Annotated in this window: 1 protein-coding gene and 1 pseudogene; both read right to left on the bottom strand. The window is 64.9% G+C overall.

The annotated features are described in order from the left end of the window. Positions 1 to 665 (bottom strand): alanine racemase (locus tag AC1D00_RS40615; protein WP_477014576.1); only part of this gene is annotated, 665 nt, incomplete at its 3' end. A gap of 253 nt (positions 666 to 918) precedes the next feature. Continuing rightward, positions 919 to 1525: pseudogene (locus AC1D00_RS40610) on the bottom strand (methyl-accepting chemotaxis protein); the annotation flags it as partial.

Genomic DNA, 1525 nt, shown 5'->3' with positions numbered 1-1525 from the left:
GAGCCGTGGTAGGCCTGTAAGCCGCCGAACGACAGGAAGCGCGAACCCGCCGCCTGCCGCGCCAGGCCGGCTGCGGCTGGCCCCGGCCTGACGCCGCAGCGACCGGCACCGACGTCGACCTCGACCAGGACTTCGATCTGCGAGCCGGCCCGTTCCGCGGCGAGCGCCAGTTGCTCAAGAACGATCGAATTGTCGACGCAAACGCTGATGCGCGCGTGGCGCGCGAGGGACGCGAGCCGTTCCAGCTTCCGCAGACCCACGACCTCATTGCTGACGAGGACGTCACTCACCCCGCCCGCCACCAGGATCTCGGCCTCGGCAACCTTCTGGCAACACATGCCAATCGCGCCGCGCGCGATCTGCTTGGCCGCGATGATCGGCGACTTATGGGTCTTCGCATGCGGACGCAACCGAACGCCGAGCTTGCCGACCGCTATCGCCATCGTGTCGAGATTGCGCTCGAAGGCGTCGAGGTCGATGATCAGCGCCGGTGTATCGATCTCGGAAAGCGGCGCGCCGATTTGGGTGGGTGGAAGGGACATCGAAAACCAGCTGATTGTGTTCGGGCTCGCGCCCCGAATATGCGGCAGCCTTTCTATGGCAACATCGGCCGTCGCACCAGTGCTGGCGGCTTCGACGCTCGGCTGCAAAAGGTCGACGAGCAACGCGAGAAGGGCTCGCGCCAGGACCCGTCGCTGATCTGCTCCGGGGCAGACGCAGGACTCGTGCGGTGAGCAGCCCCTCTGCTGCAAGTACGATTTCGGAATATTGGTATTCTATCCCTGTTTTGCCCGACGGGTCAAGGGTTCGTCAGGCGCCTTGCGTGCGATGAGGCACAAGCCATTGATTCCTCACGCCCCGGCTACTGTGCATGGGGTTGTTTTTCAGATTTTGATGTGAGGGCCGCAGGAGCGGTCGTCAGCCCTGCCGGAAGCCCATCCGGAACGCGCCCCAGTGCTTGCCGCGGACCATGATCGGCGACGACAGGTCCTTCATCAGCACGAACTGCCCGCCGCCCATGTCGCGGCGGTAGGTCTGGAGCAGGAACGGCTTGGTGTTCGCAGCGACCTTCTTCACCGCGCGGTCGTTGAACAGGCGGCGGTTGCGGCAATTGGCGTTGTTCCAGACCGGGTCCTTGCCCTGCGGCAGGCGGTAGTTCGGATTGTGGGTCGGCAGGTAGCCGCCCCTGGCCCAGGCGACGCAGAAAACGATGCGGGGGTCGGATTTCTGGATCGGGTCCTGGATGGCGGGCAGCACGCGGTCGGCGAAGTCGACGTAGCTGGTGAGATATTGCTTTGGATCGGTGTCGGGAATTTCCCGGTACTTCTCGTCCATGAGCTGGTCGAGCGTGATCTCGCCGCGATCGATCGCGGCCTCGAACTCGGCCGAGATCCGCTTGGCGGTCTCGACGACCGCGCGGATCAGCGGCGCGTCCGACGTCTCCACGCCGCTGTCGGCGATCATCGCGATCAGGCCTTCGGAGGTGTCGAGCAGCTTCGTCACCCGCTGATCGGCGCTCTTGAGA

This window comes from Bradyrhizobium sp. P2_E8 (assembly GCF_056403875.1).
The sequence above is the reverse complement of the archived record's forward strand: the minus strand, read 5'-3'. Positions and strand labels throughout refer to the sequence as shown.